Source organism: Microbacterium hydrocarbonoxydans, assembly GCF_900105205.1.
GTDB classification, from domain to species: domain Bacteria; phylum Actinomycetota; class Actinomycetes; order Actinomycetales; family Microbacteriaceae; genus Microbacterium; species Microbacterium hydrocarbonoxydans.
On the sequence record NZ_FNSQ01000005.1, the window covers coordinates 409925 to 425419 of the forward strand.

General features: G+C 69.5%; 18 protein-coding genes. 10 read left to right on the forward strand and 8 right to left on the reverse strand.

Annotated elements, in window-relative coordinates; translation table 11 throughout:
- The first annotated feature begins 21 nt into the window (after positions 1-21).
- Positions 22-1494 (forward strand): MATE family efflux transporter, encoded by a 1473-nt coding sequence (locus BLW44_RS02235; protein ID WP_060927705.1) that lies wholly within the window; start codon positions 22-24, stop codon positions 1492-1494.
- 120 nt (positions 1495-1614) lie between these two features.
- Positions 1615-2007, forward strand: coding sequence for a hypothetical protein (locus BLW44_RS02240; RefSeq protein ID WP_060927704.1), 393 nt, complete (start codon positions 1615-1617; stop codon positions 2005-2007).
- A 26-nt stretch (positions 2008-2033) separates the two neighbouring features.
- On the opposite strand, the gene BLW44_RS02245 is transcribed toward BLW44_RS02240, so the two are convergent.
- Entirely contained in the window at positions 2034-2501 is a 468-nt protein-coding gene (locus BLW44_RS02245) for an Lrp/AsnC family transcriptional regulator (protein WP_060927703.1), read from the reverse strand.
- Positions 2502-2613: 112 nt separating this feature from the next.
- Between BLW44_RS02245 and BLW44_RS02250 the strand changes: the two genes are divergently transcribed.
- Positions 2614-3852, forward strand: coding sequence for a trans-sulfuration enzyme family protein (locus BLW44_RS02250; RefSeq protein WP_060927702.1), 1239 nt, complete (start codon positions 2614-2616; stop codon positions 3850-3852).
- 97 nt (positions 3853-3949) lie between these two features.
- A complete protein-coding gene (locus BLW44_RS02255) occupies positions 3950-5383 on the forward strand; it encodes a hypothetical protein (RefSeq protein WP_139305223.1) in 1434 nt (477 codons plus the stop codon).
- A gap of 195 nt (positions 5384-5578) precedes the next feature.
- Here BLW44_RS02255 and BLW44_RS02260 read toward each other — a convergent pair whose 3' ends face one another.
- A complete protein-coding gene (locus BLW44_RS02260; RefSeq protein WP_074731543.1) occupies positions 5579-6046 on the reverse strand; it encodes an acyl-CoA thioesterase in 468 nt (155 codons plus the stop codon).
- A gap of 138 nt (positions 6047-6184) precedes the next feature.
- Here BLW44_RS02260 and BLW44_RS02265 point away from each other — a divergent pair, with 138 nt between their 5' ends.
- Together BLW44_RS02265 and BLW44_RS02270 are read left to right on the forward strand one after the other, a co-directional pair.
- Entirely contained in the window at positions 6185-6799 is a 615-nt protein-coding gene (locus BLW44_RS02265) for a ClpP family protease (RefSeq protein ID WP_060927700.1), read from the forward strand.
- Positions 6796-7389, forward strand: a complete 594-nt coding sequence (locus BLW44_RS02270) for a ClpP family protease (protein WP_060927699.1) — start codon at positions 6796-6798, stop codon at positions 7387-7389. The genes BLW44_RS02265 and BLW44_RS02270 overlap by 4 nt, the downstream gene beginning before the upstream one ends.
- Before the next feature lie 120 nt (positions 7390-7509).
- Here BLW44_RS02270 and BLW44_RS02275 read toward each other — a convergent pair whose 3' ends face one another.
- Together BLW44_RS02275 and BLW44_RS02280 are read right to left on the reverse strand one after the other, a co-directional pair.
- Positions 7510-7893: a helix-turn-helix domain-containing protein gene (locus BLW44_RS02275; protein WP_060927698.1), complete on the reverse strand. Its 384-nt coding sequence runs from the start codon at positions 7891-7893 to the stop codon at positions 7510-7512.
- A 95-nt stretch (positions 7894-7988) separates the two neighbouring features.
- Complete coding sequence (locus BLW44_RS02280; protein WP_060927697.1) at positions 7989-8876, reverse strand: helix-turn-helix transcriptional regulator; 888 nt, start codon at positions 8874-8876, stop codon at positions 7989-7991.
- Between the two features lie 87 nt (positions 8877-8963).
- Here BLW44_RS02280 and BLW44_RS02285 point away from each other — a divergent pair, with 87 nt between their 5' ends.
- Positions 8964-9842 (forward strand): aldo/keto reductase, encoded by an 879-nt coding sequence (locus BLW44_RS02285; RefSeq protein WP_060927696.1) that lies wholly within the window; start codon positions 8964-8966, stop codon positions 9840-9842.
- Position 9843: 1 nt separating this feature from the next.
- On the opposite strand, the gene BLW44_RS02290 is transcribed toward BLW44_RS02285, so the two are convergent.
- Together BLW44_RS02290 and BLW44_RS02295 are read right to left on the reverse strand one after the other, a co-directional pair.
- Positions 9844-10302, reverse strand: a complete 459-nt coding sequence (locus tag BLW44_RS02290; protein WP_060927695.1) for a MarR family winged helix-turn-helix transcriptional regulator — start codon at positions 10300-10302, stop codon at positions 9844-9846.
- Between the two features lie 23 nt (positions 10303-10325).
- A complete protein-coding gene (locus BLW44_RS02295) occupies positions 10326-10985 on the reverse strand; it encodes a GTP cyclohydrolase II (RefSeq protein ID WP_060927694.1) in 660 nt (219 codons plus the stop codon).
- Positions 10986-11101: 116 nt separating this feature from the next.
- On the opposite strand from BLW44_RS02295, the gene BLW44_RS02300 reads away from it, so the two are divergent.
- Both BLW44_RS02300 and BLW44_RS02305 read left to right on the forward strand, forming a co-directional pair.
- Positions 11102-12121: a zinc-dependent alcohol dehydrogenase family protein gene (locus tag BLW44_RS02300; protein WP_060927693.1), complete on the forward strand. Its 1020-nt coding sequence runs from the start codon at positions 11102-11104 to the stop codon at positions 12119-12121.
- 41 nt (positions 12122-12162) lie between these two features.
- Positions 12163-12564, forward strand: coding sequence for a (R)-mandelonitrile lyase (locus BLW44_RS02305; protein WP_060927692.1), 402 nt, complete (start codon positions 12163-12165; stop codon positions 12562-12564).
- Positions 12565-12603: 39 nt separating this feature from the next.
- Here the strand turns inward: BLW44_RS02305 and BLW44_RS02310 are convergent, their stop codons facing one another.
- Positions 12604-13503, reverse strand: coding sequence for a DMT family transporter (locus tag BLW44_RS02310; protein WP_060927691.1), 900 nt, complete (start codon positions 13501-13503; stop codon positions 12604-12606).
- Between the two features lie 158 nt (positions 13504-13661).
- Here BLW44_RS02310 and BLW44_RS02315 point away from each other — a divergent pair, with 158 nt between their 5' ends.
- Positions 13662-14498, forward strand: a complete 837-nt coding sequence (locus BLW44_RS02315; RefSeq protein WP_060927690.1) for a sulfurtransferase — start codon at positions 13662-13664, stop codon at positions 14496-14498.
- 3 nt (positions 14499-14501) lie between these two features.
- Here the strand turns inward: BLW44_RS02315 and BLW44_RS02320 are convergent, their stop codons facing one another.
- Positions 14502-15410, reverse strand: a complete 909-nt coding sequence (locus BLW44_RS02320; RefSeq protein WP_060927689.1) for a hypothetical protein — start codon at positions 15408-15410, stop codon at positions 14502-14504.
- Positions 15411-15495 lie beyond the last annotated feature (85 nt).

Below are 15495 nucleotides of genomic sequence, written 5' to 3' on the forward strand. Positions count from 1 at the left end.
GTACTGCGAGCCGCTTCCCTCATGGCCACCTCCCTCACCACGGGCCGTCCGTGGCGTGTCATCCTGTCGTTCTCCATCCCGCTGCTCCTCGGCAACGTCGTCCAGCAGCTCTACCAGTTCGCCGACGCCGTCGTCGTCGGACGCCACCTCGGCGTCGAGTCGCTCGCCGCGGTCGGCGCCACCGGCAGCCTGCTCTTCCTGCTGATCGGCTTCGCCTGGGGCCTCACCAGCGGTTTCGCCATCCCGATCGCGCAGGCCTTCGGCGCCGGCGACGGCGCGGCGGTGCGCAGATCGGTCGCGACCGGCGTGATCCTGACCGGCATCACGAGCGTGGTGCTCACGGTGGTCGCGCCGCTCATCGCCGCACCCACGCTCGCGCTCCTGCAGACTCCTCCCGAGCTCATGGCGGAGGCGACGACCTTCACGCAGATCAGCTTCCTCGGCGCGAGCGCGACCATGTTCTTCAACTACCTCTCGGCGATCATCCGCGCGATCGGCGACTCCCGCACGCCGCTGATCTTCCTCACCGTCTCGTGCGCCCTGAACGTCGGTCTCGTGATCCTGATGGTCGGCCCGCTCGAGTGGGGCGTCGGCGGGGCGGCTCTCGCCACGGTCGTCGCGCAGGCGGTGTCCGTGGCGCTGTGCCTTGAGTTCGTCCGCCGCCGCCTGCCGATGCTGCACCTGCGCCGCGTGGACTGGCAGGTCACCGGCGACGACATCCGCGAGCACCTGCGCCTCGGCCTGCCGATGGGATTCCAGGCTTCGATCATCGCGATCGGCACGCTCACCGTGCAGGTCGCGTTGAACACGCTCGGCTCGGAGGCGGTCGCCGCCTACACGACGGCCTCGCGAGTCGACGGACTGGCGGTGGCGTTCCTGTCGTCGCTGGGGCTGGCGTCGTCGATGTATGCCGCGCAGAACCTCGGCGGTCGTCGGCCCGACCGCATCCGCCGCGGCGTGGTCGAGGGAACCTGGATGGCCGTCGCCGCCGGCATCGCCCTCGGCGTGATCATCATCGCGTTCGGCACGCCCATGGTGCGCCTGTTCGTGGGCGAGGGGTCGGACGAGGTCGTCAGGCTCGCCCACCTCATGCTCATCATCAACGGATGCGGCTACTGGGCGCTCGGCGTGCTCTTCGTGCTCCGCGGCGCGCTGCAGGGCCTCGGCCACACCCTCGTCCCGACGGTCACCGGTGTGATCGAGCTGGTGATGCGCGTGGGCGCGGCGCTCGTGCTCGGGGCGTTGACCGGATTCGAGGGCGTCGCGCTGAGCAATCCGCTAGCCTGGCTCGGAGCGATCGTGCTGCTGGTGCCCGCGTACGTCCGCGCCCATCGCTCTCTCGCCCGTCTGCCCGTCGACCCGGTGGAGAGCACGGAGACCTCTGCCATGGCGATCGTCGGCCCGACCGACGGCTCGATGGTGGTCGATGCAGTGGTCACGCAGCCACTGCGGGTGGTGCGCGGCTCGCGTTTCGGGTGGTTGAAGCGCCGCTGAACGGCACGACACGATTTCAGAACATCATCCTTGAGATGGATGCCCCGCATACCGACACTTCGTAATGTTGGTTGTACGGAGGGTCCGTCGACCGGGGGGGTCATGATGACGTCATCAAGGGTGGCAAACGAACTGGCATCGATTCTGGTGCCGATCGGAACTGTGGGAGCGGTGCTCGCCGCGATCTGCGCGATCGTCGCCGGCATCGCGATCATGCGCGGCGCGGCGGGGTTGGTCGGTGGAGCGGTCGGACTCTGGATTCCGAGCGCCATGCTGAGCTCCACCGCCTCATTCGCCAGCCAGTGGCTGCCACTGGTGATCGCGGGAGCGTCGCTCGTCGCGATGCTGATCATCGGTGCGATCGGTCGCGGGGCGCTGGGCGCAGGTGCGCCGGCGCGGGAGGCCGCGCGTACCGCACGTGCACAGGCACTCGCCGATGCGCCGGAGACGGTGACGGCGCCACGCGTAACCGTGGCGCCGAGCACGGGCAGTCAGCCCGCGCTCGCCGGCTGACGTCTCCGCGACGCCGGGCGCCCGCGTCACCGACCGAGCAGGCCGGTGCCGTCGCGCAGCTCGAACACCAGCTGCGTCTCCGTTCCGCGGACGACGGGGTGGATCGTGATGTGCTCGAGAACGATGTCGCGCAGCGCCGTGGCATCCTGCACGGCCACGTGCACGAGGAAGTCGTCGACCCCGGCCACGTGGAACACCTGCAGCACGCGCGGGATGCCGGCGAGGGCGTCGAAGAGCGCGGTGACCGTCGGCCCCGTGTGATTGGCGAGCCGCACCTTAATCATGGCCTGCAGCGGGTAGCCCAGTGCAGCCTCGTCGACCCTGACCCTGGTGTCGCGGATCACGCCGCGCTCGCGCAGCGCGCGGACGCGATGCGCGCAGGTCGACTCGGCGAGACCCAGCGAGTGCGCGAGCGCCTTGTTGGTGATCTCGGCGTCGCGGGTGAGGGCGGCGAGGATCTCGAGGTCGACCTCATCGAGTTGTGCTTTCGTCAACGTCCGCGCCTCCTTCGGCGAGTAATCGACTCAGAATAGCGGGATCGGCGCAAAGAGTGACGGATCCTGTCGAATCGACGCGCGACCACCGCGTTTCGGGCAACGTGAGGGGATGACTGCACCGTGGCATCCCGACACCCTCGCTGTGCGCAGCGGCCGCTCCGACCTCGAAGGCCTCGGCGTGCATGCGCTCCCCATCGACCTGTCGACGACCAACCCGCTCCCGGACATCGAGCGCGGCGGCGACTCCTACGAGGCGATGGCCATGGGCGGCCGTCCTCCCGCCGACGGCAGCATGGTCTACGCGCGGCTCTGGAACCCGACGGTCGCGCGATTCGAGGATGCGCTCGCCGAGCTCGAGCACGCCGAGGCCTCGGTCGCCTTCTCGTCGGGGATGGCCGCGATGACCGCCGTCATCCTGGCGCACGGCCCCGCTGCCGGCAAGAGTCACGTGGTCGCGGTGCGGCCGCTGTACGGCGGCACGGACCATCTGCTGGGCTCTGGACTCCTGGGGGTGCAGACGACGTACTGCGACCCGACGGAGGTGGCGTCCGCGATCCGTCCCGACACCGGCCTGGTCGTCGTCGAGACGCCGGCCAATCCCACCCTCGACATCGCCGACATCGCTGCGGTGGTCGCACAGGCCGGGACCGTGCCGGTGGTCGTCGACAACACCTTCGCCACGCCGGTGCTGCAGAATCCGATCGCACTCGGGGCGGCGATGTCGCTGCACAGTGCCACGAAGTATCTCGGTGGGCACGGCGATGTCATCGCCGGGGTCGTCGCGTGCAGCGAGGACACGGCCGAGGCGCTGCGCCGAGTGCGCGCGGTGACCGGCGGGCTGCTGCATCCGCTGGGCGCGTACCTCCTGCACCGCGGATTGACGACCCTCCCGGTGCGCATGCGCGCCCAGCAGGAGAGCGCGCGGCGCGTCGTCGAGTGGCTGCTCGATCGCCCCGAGGTCGCCGAGGTGTTCTATCCCGGAGTCGACGGCGACCCGCAGGGCATCCTCGGTCGGCAGATGCGCGGGACGGGCGCGATGATCGCGATGCGGATGCGCGGCGGGTACTCCGCGGCATCCGCCGTCGTGACGTCCACCGCGCTGTTCACGCACGCGGTCTCGCTCGGCGGCGTGGATTCGCTGATCCAGCATCCCGCTGCTCTCACGCATCGGCCCGTGCCTGCGGATGCGCGGCCGGACTCGGACGTGCTGCGTCTGTCGATCGGCCTCGAGAACGCCGACGACCTGATCGCGGATCTTGCGGGAGCCTTCTCCACTCTCCCGCCTGCGGCGGACCCGATGAAGGACCGGTTTGTGGATCAGCTACAAGGAACTGAGTCTCAAGTCTGACGGGATCTGGTTCCACGGCGCAAACCTGTGCAGCACCTGAGAGCACGCCCATACACTCGCCGGTGGCAACGACGCCACTGACCCCCGGGAGTTCTCAATGACGAGTGCAAAGCCCCACGCGCACGGAATCGGCATGCGCATCGCCGTGATCGTGCTGAGCCTGCTATTGGCCGCGATGGTGATCCTGTTCTTCCTGACCACGGGCAAGATCGCGGCCGGTGCTGCCGAGCTCGCAGACGGAACGACCACCGCGAGGGACGGATCGGCGGATCTCGCGGCAGGTGCCGGTGATCTCTCGGCCGGCGTGGATGAACTCGCCGCCGGAAGCGAGAAGCTGGCCGCTGGAGCCGACAGCGCGCACACCGGGTCGGAGAAGGTGGCAGCCGGAGCGCAGAGCGCGTCGACGGGTGCCGCGGCTCTCGCCATCGGTGCCGACACACTCGCCGTTGGCGCCTCGAACGCTGCGGACGGAGCTGCTCGGCTCAGTGCCGGCACGACGTCGGCGCTCTCGGGCGCGCAGCGGCTCGACTCGGGTGCCGCGGATCTGGATGCCGGAGCGCAGCGCCTCGTCGACGGCGCGACCACACTCTCCGCGGGAGTGAACGGTGCCCACCAGGTCGCGAACAAGCTGCTCGTCGGAGCGAACGACTTCAAGACCAAGGTCGACGCCGCGGTCCCGGCCGCCGCCATCCCGCAGCTTCAGGCCCTTGCAGACCCCACGGCGGCGGCCGCCATCAAGGGTGCGGCAGGGGGTGCGCCGGTGAACTCGCAGAAGCTCGCCGACGCCCTGAAGCAGCTGGCCGCCAGCGACGGAGCCGAGGGCACTCAGCTCGACCAGCTCGCGATGCTCGCCGCCGGTCTGGATCAGCAGGTCGACGGCATCGCCGGTGCCGCCGCAGCGGCACCCGGGCTCGCCGGGGGGACCCTCGCTACGGTCGACGCCTCGAAGAAGTTGGCCGCGGGTGCGAACGCCCTCGTGAACGGCGATGCCACCCAGGGGTGGCCGGGCACCGTCGCGCTCGTGTCTCCGCGGGGCGCGCCCGCGCTCGTCGCCGGAGCGCAGGAGCTCAAGGCGGGTACCGGCACGCTCGCCGCCGGCACGGGCTCGCTGCTCACGGGGCTGGAGTCGCTGGCATCCGGCGCGACCTCGCTGCATGACGGATCCGTGCGTCTCAGCTCGGGTGCCGCTGACCTCGACGCCGGGGCCACCGCGCTCGCGCAGGGTGCGGAGACGCTGAGGGTCGGCGCCTTCGACCTCAGTACGGGTGTCGGGGATCTGTCCGACGGTGCGGCGACCGTGGCCGCCGGCTCCGGAGAGCTGGCCGCGGGCGGAGACAGGCTGGAGGTCGGCGCGGCCGACCTCGCCGAGGGCAACGGCCTCATCGCCGATGGCTCCGGCACGCTCGCGACGGCCACAGCCGGTGCGGCGCCGTCGATGCTGCCGTGGATGCTCGTCGTCGCACTGGCGGGACTCATCGCGGTCGGGTTCTGGGTCGGTCATCGCGTCAGCCACCGCCGCGCCGTGGCCTGAGGCGCGGCCCGGCACCCGCTGTCCCGGCATCCGCTGTCCCGGCATCCGCTCGCTGCGAAGGAGATCTCTCGCTCCGAAGGAGTCGATTCCCACTCGGGTCCTTCGCTGGATGAGTTCTCCTTCGCAAGGGATACAGGGGATGCAAAGGATGCAGGGGATGCAGGGGATGCCGACCATCCGCCTTCCGGCCCCACGCTACGGAAGGCGGATGGTCCCCGTGGCCAGCCGCTCGGTCGGCATCCGATCCCGGTTGTAGGTGATCTCGCTGTATCCGTGCGGGGTGGGGGCGCCGTCCTCGTCGAGGCTCACGAAGACGATCTTCTCGATCGTGAGGATGCGCTTGCGGGTGATCATGTTGCGCGCGACGGCGCGCATGGTGAGTGACGTGGTGCCGAAATGGGTCGCCTGCAGGCCGATCTCGATCAGGTCGCCCTGCACCGCGGAGGCCTCGAAGTTGATCTCGGAGATGTGCTTGGTGACCGCGCGGTAGTTCCCGAGCTGCACGATCGCGTAGATCGCCGCCTCCTCGTCGATCCACTTCAGGAGGCTGCCGCCGAACAGCGAGCCGTTCGCGTTGAGATCCTCCGGACGCACCCATTTGCGGGTGCGGAAGTTGATGCCGTCCTCGGACCACTGCCACTCGGGTGCCTTCTTCTTCGCCATGCCTCGAGGGTAGGAGTGCCGTGAGTCGCGGGTGTTACGCGGGGGTTCCGAGGGCTGCATCCTCTCCTTCTGCCGTGGGCTGATCCGCCTCGGGCAGAGACCGTCCCGATCGCGTTCATGGCGGCGGATGCTGGGGGCATGAGCGAAGACACCCCCATCCCGCGGTTCGGACCCGATGCCAGGCGCGCGCTGTTCCACGAGCGCATCCTCGTGCTCGACGGCGCCCTCGACGACGACAACGGCACCCTGCTGATGACGCAGCTGCTGACCCTCTCGGCCGAGGATCCGACCGCCGAGATCGCCCTGTGGATCCACTCGCCCGGCGGTTCGGTGCCGTCGATGCTGGCCATCCGCGACCTCATGACCCTGGTGCCGAACGACGTGTCGACCCTCGCCCTCGGCCTCGCGTGCAGCGCCGGGCAGTTCCTGCTCTCGGCCGGCACGAAGGGCAAGCGCCGGGCACTGCCGCACGCGCGCATCCTCATGCATCAGGGGTCGGCCGGCATCGGCGGCTCCGCGGTCGAGATCGAGACGCAGGCCGACGACCTGCGCCACATGCGCGACACCGTGCTCGGGCTCATCGCGGAGGACACCGGTCAGCCCAGGGAGCGCATCTTCGAGGATTCGCTGCACGACCGCTGGTACACCGCGGAACAGGCGAGGGAGTACGGGTTCATCGACGAGATCGTCGACTCGGCGGCCCATCTGCTGCCACGACGCCGGGCGAGGGTCGGATTGGGGGCCGGCGCATGAGCGGCTACACGATCCCGAACGTCATCGCGCAGCATCCGCGGGGTGAGCGGGTCATGGACGTCTACTCCCACCTGCTCGCCGAGCGGGTCATCTATCTCGGCACCGGGATCGACGCGGGGGTGGCGAACGCGCTCATCGCGCAGCTGCTGCACCTGGATGCCGACAGCCAGGATTCCGGCATCCAGTTCTACATCAACAGCGAGGGTGGGGATCCGGGAGCCGCGCTGGCGATCTACGACACGATGCAGCACGTTCGTCCTGCGATCGCGACGACGTGCGTGGGGCAGGCGATCGGGCCAGCGGCGCTGCTGGTCGCGGCAGGTGCCCCGGGTCAGCGGGCGGCGTTGGCGCACGCGCGCATCGTGCTGCACCAGCCGGCCGGGCAGTCTCGCGGGGCGATCCCCGACCTCATCCTCGCGGCCGACGAGGTCGTGCGCGTCCGCGCCGATATGGAGGCGATCCTCGCCAGGCACAGCGGACGTTCCCTCGCAGAGCTGCGCGCCGACACCGACCGGGACCGCGTCTTCACGGCATCCGCCGCCCTCGACTACGGCCTGATCGATACCGTGCTGGGCGAGCGGGTGGTGTGAGCCGGCGGTGCCGCCGCCCGCTCGGACGCAGGACGACAGCGCGGAGGCAGGACGATGTGGCCGATTTGGTCCTGCATCCGCGCTGAAGTCCTGCATTCGGACGGGGGCAGCGGGTGAGCGTCAGGCGGCGAGGGCGAAAGCGCCCCGCACCGAAACCGACACCGTCGACGACATCGAAGCGGACATCGAAGCGGATGCCGGAGCCGTCGCCGCCTGGCGCAGCTCGTCGGACACGGCACTCGTGAGCTCGATCAGTGACGTGTCGAGGGCTCCGGCGATCGCGGCGATCATCTCGCTCGACGGCTCCTTGAGGCCTCGCTCGACCTCCGAAAGGTACTGGGGGGAGACACCGGCCTTCTCGGCCGTCTCGGTGAGCGTCTCGTCGCGGTCGTGTCGTCGGCGTCGCAGCTGATCGCCCAGCAGCTGACGCCACAGGGGTTCGGGATCGCTGCGCCGGTGCCGAGCAGGACGAGGTGTGCGGGGGAACGGGACGAGGTCGGCCATGCCTCACGATAATCCGCACCGTCGGCCCGGTTCGAGGCGTTCTGCTCAGAGCAGAACGAGCGGGCGGGTGGCGGTGCCGGGGGTCTGACTCGAGGTCACGCCTCGGTGCGCTCCGCGGCAGCTGCAGGAGTCGCGGCAGCATCCGTCGCCGCCCAGCTGGCGAGCATCCGCAGCTTCTCCTCCGATGCAGACCCCGGCTCCGTCGTGTACGTCGACATCTGCAGGCCGGGATCGGCCGGCAGCTCGAACGCCTCGTAGGTCAGCTCCATCTCGCCCACGATCGGATGGTTGATCTTCTTGACTCCGCTGCGGTGGAAGCGCACGTTGTGCGCCGCCCACAGAGTGCGGAAGCGCTCGCTGCGGGTCGACAGCTCGCCCACGAGATCGGTGAGCTTGCGGTCGAACGGATTGCGGCCGGCTTCGCCGCGCATCGCCGCCACGAGTTCCTGGGTGTTGCGCTCCCATTCGGGGTAGAACTCCTTCGCGGTCGGGTCGAGGAACGCGAATCGCGCGCTGTTCGGTGCCGGAACCGTGAAGACGGGGGAGTAGAGCGCCCGGCCGAGCGCATTGGCGGCCAGATAGTCGAAGTAGTTGTTGCGCACGATCGCGGGCGCCTCCGTCATCGCGTCGAGCAGGCGCAGGATGCTGGGGCGCAGCGTGCCCGTCTTCTTGCGCGCAGTGCGCACGACGGGCGACGCGTTGGCCGTACGAGCGAGGTCGAACAGGTGCGCGGTCTCGGCCTCGTCGAGCTGCAGTGCGCGGGCGAGCGCGTCGAGGACGCCGTCGGACACGCCGGACAGATCGCCCCGCTCGAGGCGGGTGTAGTAGTCGACGCTGACGCCGGCGAGCAGCGACACCTCTTCGCGACGCAGGCCGGGCACCCGCCGTTGCGCACCGCCGAACGCGGGAAGGCCGGCCTGGTCCGGGGTGATGCGGTCGCGCCTCGATGTGAGGAATTCGCGCACCTCGCTGCGAGTGTCCATACCTTCGACGGTACGCCCGTCTCCCCGATCGAGGGAGGTACTGATGGACTCTCCCTCGTGCAGGAGCGTCAGCCGCACACTGAAGACATGGTCATCAACATCACCCTCAACAACGGCATCGAGATGCCGGCCCTCGGCTTCGGGGTCTTCCAGACCGCACCGGACGAGACGGTCGATGCCGTCAGCGCCGCACTCGAGACGGGCTACCGCCTCATCGACACCGCCGCCGCCTACGGCAACGAGCGCGAGGTCGGCGAGGCGATACGCCGCACCGGCATCCCGCGCGACGAGGTCTTCATCGAGACCAAGGTCTGGATCAGCGACTTCGGCTACGACGAGACACTGCACGCGTTCGAGAAGTCGACCGGCAAGCTCGGTGTCGACCAGCTCGACCTGCTGATCCTGCACCAGGCGCTGCCGACGCGCTTCGACCTCACGCTCGGCGCCTACAAGGCACTCGAGACCCTGCTCGCCGACGGCCGGGTGCGCGCCATCGGCGTCAGCAACTTCATGGTGGAGCACCTCGAGGAGCTGGCGGCCGAGACGAGCATCGTCCCGGCGATCAACCAGATCGAGGTGCACCCGTACTTCCAGCAGCGTGAGGTGCAGCAGGCGGACGCCGCGGTCGGCACCGTCACGCAGGCCTGGTCGCCGATCGGCGGCATCACGGCGTACCGCCCCACCGGCGCATCCGTCTTCGACGACGAGGCCCTCACCGCCATCGCTGCCGAGCACGGCAAGTCGCCCGCTCAGGTGATGCTGCGCTGGCACCTGCAGCAGGGACGCTCCGCGCTTCCGAAGTCGGTGCGGCCCGCCCGGATCGCCGAGAACTTCGATGTGTTCGACTTCGAGCTCACCGCCGATCAGCTCAGTGCGATCGATGCTCTCGACACCGGGGTGCGCCGCGGACCCGAGCCCGAAGACGTGACGCTCGAGACCTTCGGACGGGAGATTCCGGAGGCCTGAGTCAGAGAGCGGCGGCGACTCCGGGCGTCAACTTCGCGAGGATCGCGCCCAACTGCTCCCGCTCGGCGTCCGTGAGCGGATCGAGGATCAGCGCACGGATCTGCGCCACGTGCACCGGGGCAGCAGTGCGGAGCAGCTCGCGACCGGCCTCGGTGAGCGCAGCGGTCAGTGTGCGCCGGTCGCTGCTGCACGACGTCCGGGTCACCCAGCCTCGCTCCTCCAGCGAGTCGATCGCGTGGCTGAGTCGCGACCGGCTGAGGCCAGCGATCTGCGCGAGCTCGGTCATCGGGATCGCGCGATCGCCCTGGCCCGCGAGCGTCACGAGGATCGCGTAGTGCGAGTGCTTGAGACCCGTCTCGGCTTTCAGGGTGCGGTCGAGCACCTGCGGCAGCAGCTGTACGAAGCGGATGGTCGGCAGCCACGTCGCCATCTCGGAGTCATCCAGTCGGCGATCGCTCATGATGTCACTTCCGGTCGCGGCCCTCACGCGGCGGACAGGTCGAGCGTGTGCGAGGTGTGGTCGCGCTTGGCCTCGAGGTAACGGTGGTTCGCCGCCGAGAGGTGCACGCCCGTGCGGATCTGCTCGGTGACGCGGATGCCGAGCGATTCGAGCTGCGCCGCCTTGTCGGGGTTATTGCTCAGGAGCCGGATGTCGGAGGCGCCCACTGTGCGCAGCATCTGCGCTGCGACCGTGTAGTCGCGCTCGTCCTCGCCACGGCCGAGAGCGACATTCGCCTCGTAGGTGTCGAGCCCTGCGTCCTGCAGCGCATAGGCGTCGAGCTTGGCGTAGAGGCCGATGCCCCGTCCTTCCTGGCGCAGATAGAGGAGGAATCCGCCTTCCTCGGCGATGCGCTCGACGGCTTCCCGCAGCTGCGGACCGCAGTCGCAGCGCTCGGATCCGAAGACATCGCCGGTCAGGCATTCGCTGTGCGGGCGCACGAGAGGCGCATCCCCGCCGTCGGCTGCGCGCTCCAGCGCGCCCTTCCAATCGCCGAGTCCGAGCAGCAGGTGCTCGCGGCCGTCGACGAGACCGTCGAACGTGACGACATCCGCAGTGGTCGAGAACCCGTCGGCGAAGCGCATCGGGACGCGCACCCGCGTCCGCTCGGTCGCGACCGGAACGACGGTTGAAGTTTCAATCATGTCGAGTGAAACGCGACGGACGCTGCGGTATTCCCGAAAGGGGTGCTCTGTCAGTACCTCCCGCTCCCGGCGGATGTGGCGTCTACTGGAGGGACGAGACCGAAGGAGCACCACTCATGCGTGGAGTAGTCATGTACGCACCCGGCGACGTTCGCGTCGAGGACCGCGAGAAGCCGACCATCACCCGGCCGACGGATGCCGTGATCCGCATCGCCGCGACCTGCATCTGCGGATCGGACCTGTGGCCCTACCGCGGCGCGAACGACGTCGACCACGACCCGATGGGTCACGAGTACGTCGGCGTCGTCGAGGAGATCGGCGCCGAGGTGAAGACCGTGAAGGTCGGCGACTTCGTCGTCGGATCGTTCATGGCCTCCGACAACACCTGCGAGATCTGCCAGGCCGGCTACCAGTCCCGCTGCGTGCACGTCGTGCCGATGGGGATGTTCGGAACCCAGGCCGAGTACTCGCTCATCCCGCACGCGGACGGGACGCTCGTCGCGACGCCGGGGCAGCCCGACGCCGATCTGATCCCGTCGCTGCTCGCGGCATCCGACGTGCTGGGCACCGGCTGGTTCGCCGCGGTCGCCGCGGAGGTCGGCCCGGGCAAGACGGTCGCCGTGGTCGGAGACGGAGCGGTGGGTCTGCTCGGCATCCTCGCCGCACGCGAACTCGGCGCCGAGCGGATCATCGCGATGAGCCGTCATGCCGACCGCCAGGCACTGGCGAGGGAGTTCGGGGCGACCGACATCGTGGAGGAGCGCGGCGACGAGGGCGTGGCCCGCATCAAGGAGCTCACGAACGGGCTCGGCGCGCACTCGGTGATCGAGGCCGTCGGCACGCAGGAGTCGATGATGCAGGCCATCCGCGCGACCCGCCCCGGCGGTCACGTCGGGTACGTCGGCGTCTCGCACGACGTCGCGCTGCCCGGTGAGGAGCTCTTCTTCTCGGGCGTGCACCTGCACGGCGGTCCGGCGCCGGTACGCCGCTTCCTGCCGGAGCTGATCCAGCTCATCTGGGACCGCAAGATCGACCCCGGCAAGGTGTTCGACCTCACGCTTCCGCTCGAGGATGCCGCCGAGGGCTATCGCGCCATGGACGAGCGTCGCGCCACCAAGGTGCTGCTCACGGTCTGACCCGGCCGGCGACAGCTCGATCTCGCGACAGGAGACAAGACATGCACATCGAGGAACGCATCCCGACCGTGAAGAACCCGCCCGAATGGTTCACGGGCGACGTCTGGCTCGACCCGATCATCGCCCCGCATGATGCGGACCAGCGGATGTCGGGAGGGCTCGTCCGGTTCGCGCCCGGAGCCCGCACGGCGTGGCATTCGCACGCGCGCGGGCAGTACCTGCGCGTCACCGAGGGCACCGCACTGTGCGGCACACGTGACGGAACGGTCGTCGAGGCCCGGCCTGGCGAGACGATCTACACACCGCCGGGGGAGGAGCACTGGCACGGCGCCGACGAGGACTGCTTCATGCAGCACCTTGCGCTCCTCGAGGGTGCCGACGACCCGAGGGACACCACGACGTGGCTCGAGCACGTGACCGACGAGGACTACCGCCGCCGCTGAGCCGCTGAGCCGATCCCGGTGCCGGGGTCGGAGCCGGTCCTACTCCGCGGCCGGTGCCTCGTCCCGGCGGCGCACGAGCCGGAGCTCACTGGCCAGGATGCCGAGCACGACGAGTGCGCCGCCGATCAGCGCGGTGACGGGCAGGCGCTCCCCGGCGATGCGGCCGATCGCGGCCGCCCACACCGGCTCGCCCGCGTAGATGATCGTGGCGCGGGTCGGCGAGATCGACTTCTGCGCCCAGTTCATCGTGAGCTGGATGATGCAGCTCGCCGCCCCGAGCCCGACCGCGCATCCGACCCAGATCCAGGAGAACTCCGGAACCCCCTCTCCGACGACCGGCATCGTCAGGAGTCCGAGCACTCCCGCAGTGAGGAGCTGGACGATCGTGATCCGGCCGAGGTCGATCCGGCCGGCGAACACGCTGATGAGGATGATCTCGGCCGCGATAGGCAGCGTGCTGATCATGGTGAGGATCTCGCCCGATCCCAGCGTGAGCGCGAACGCGTCAGGACCCGCGATGAGGATCAGGCCGAGGAAGGCGAGTCCTGCACCCACGAACGCCATGGCCGGTGGGCGCTTGCGGAACACCGCCCACTGGGCCAGGGGCACGAGGGGGATGTACATCGCGGTGATGAAGGCCGACGTGCTCGAGTCGATGGTCTGCAGCCCGACGGTCTGCAGGCCGTAGCCGAGATAGATCATGACGCCGATCGCGATGCCAGCGCCGATGTCACGCCAGCGGATGCCGCGCAGCGCGCTGCGGAAGATCACGATACTGATGATGCCGGCCACCAGAAATCGGATGCCGACGAAGAACCACGGACCCGAATGCTGCATCGCCCAGTGCACGAGAAGGAAGGTGCTGCCCCAGACCGCCGTGACGGCGATGAGCGCGACCTCCTGCCGACGCAGGCTCATCCAGCGGAATCGGGTGGACATCCGGTCCTTTCTCGGCGCGGCCCGGCGGTCCCTTCTCGGCGCGGCCCGGTCGAGCCTAGCGGCGCCCCGGCATCCGCCTCGAATCGTGCGAATCGGCGATGTGACCCCCGGATGGGGTCCGGTGGGCGATTCCGACGTCGTCTCGATAGCCTCGCATCATGAGCAACTTCGTAAGCGTCGAGGAACTGGTCGAACTGCGCGCATCCGGCGGACCGATCCGAGTGATCGACGTGCGATGGCGACTCGATCGGCCCGACGGCCACGCGGACTATCTGGCGGGGCACATTCCGGGAGCGGTGTTCGTTCCGCTCCACACCGAGCTCGCGACGCACGGGGAGCCGTCAGACGGCCGGCATCCGCTCCCGACGACCGCGACGCTTCAGGAGGCCGCGCGACGCTGGGGAGTGCGGAGCGGCGACACGGTGGTGGCGTACGACGACGCCAAGGGGCTCGCGGCCGCGCGCGCGTGGTGGCTGCTGCGTCAGGCGGGCGTGAAGATCCGCGTGCTCGACGGCGGGCTGAGCGCCTGGGGCGCCGCCGGTCTTCCGCTCGAGACCGACGACGTGCACCCTGAGCCGGGCGACGTGGAGCTCGAGGAGATCGGGGCCGAGGCCATCTCGATCGACGAGGCCGCGGCGTTCCCGGCCGGCGGGGTCCTGCTCGACGTGCGCGCGGCCGATCGGTATCGCGGAGAGCATGAGCCGCTGGACCCGGTCGCCGGACACATTCCCGGTGCGCGCAACGTGCCGATGGCGGCGCACCTCGACGTCGACGGCAAGATCCTCGACACGCACACGCTCCAGGCGACCTTCGCCGCGGTCGGCGTGACAAACGGCACTCCGGTCGCGGCGTACTGCGGGTCCGGTGTCACGGCGGCGCATACGGCATTGGTCCTCGACGAGATCGGGATCGAAGCCAAGGTGTTCCCCGGCTCGTGGAGCCAGTGGTCGAACACGCCGGGTCGTCCGGTGGCGCTGGGCGATCAGCCCGGCTGACGCTCAGCGTCCGTCGGCGTAGCTCCAGCTGACGCCGAGGGCGCCCGGTCCGAACGCGCGGCGCACCTGGTGCACCGAGGTGCGGCCGTCCAGCGACAGCTCTGTCGTCTTGGCGCCGTCCGGCGTCTCGACGCGCTCTTCGAGCCGGTCGGGCAGGGCGTCGGGGTGGAACCTCGTCCACACCAGCAGCTCCCGGCACTGTCGAGCGACGGCGTGCCCCGTCTCGCGCTGCGGCGGGTAGTCGGCGGGGTACTCGACCGACCACTCGACCATCGCGGTGCTCGGAGCGGCCAACGGCACCTCCAGTTCGAAGAGGACGCCGTGCACCTCCCCGTTCGGGTGCGAATAGCGGGCGGAGATTCGGCCGCCGGACACGGCCGAGATGAGCGGTGGCGGAGTGCTGATGCCCGGCGTCATCTCGAGGAACGGGATCGAGGCGACGGTGCCGACCGTCGACTGGACGATGCTGCGGGTGATCGAATACGAGACGTTGCCGGCGGCGTCGACATCGGTGACGGAATGCGTCGTCAGCTCGCGGGATGTGTCGGGGTATTCGGCGCCGAGTGCGGCGAAGGCATCCTTCACCGCCTCCTCGAGTTCGCGCTCGTCGAGGGGGAAGAGGTTGGGGCCGAGCGGTCCGGTGCGATTCGTCGTGCCGAGCAGGGCGGTGAGGGAGCCGGGCTCGAGGTGCAGCAGCTGCTCGATGTCGGTGAGCGCGGCCATCGATTGCGCGCCCTCCGGGCGGCGGGCACCGGACCTCCAGTAGCTGAGGGTGGCCATCGAGACGCTGTTGCCGCGCGCTCGAAGCTGCTCGTGCAGTCGGGCCAAAGTCAATCCACGCGCATTGATCGCGTCGCGGAGGGACGCCGCGAACGCGTCGGCGTACCGGCGGATGCCACTTTCCATACTCATCACAGCACCCCCTCCGGTATGTGAAGAATCGAACTCTAGAGTGAGCTTACGACCACACCGGCATCGCGTAGGGGACGAGGTGCTA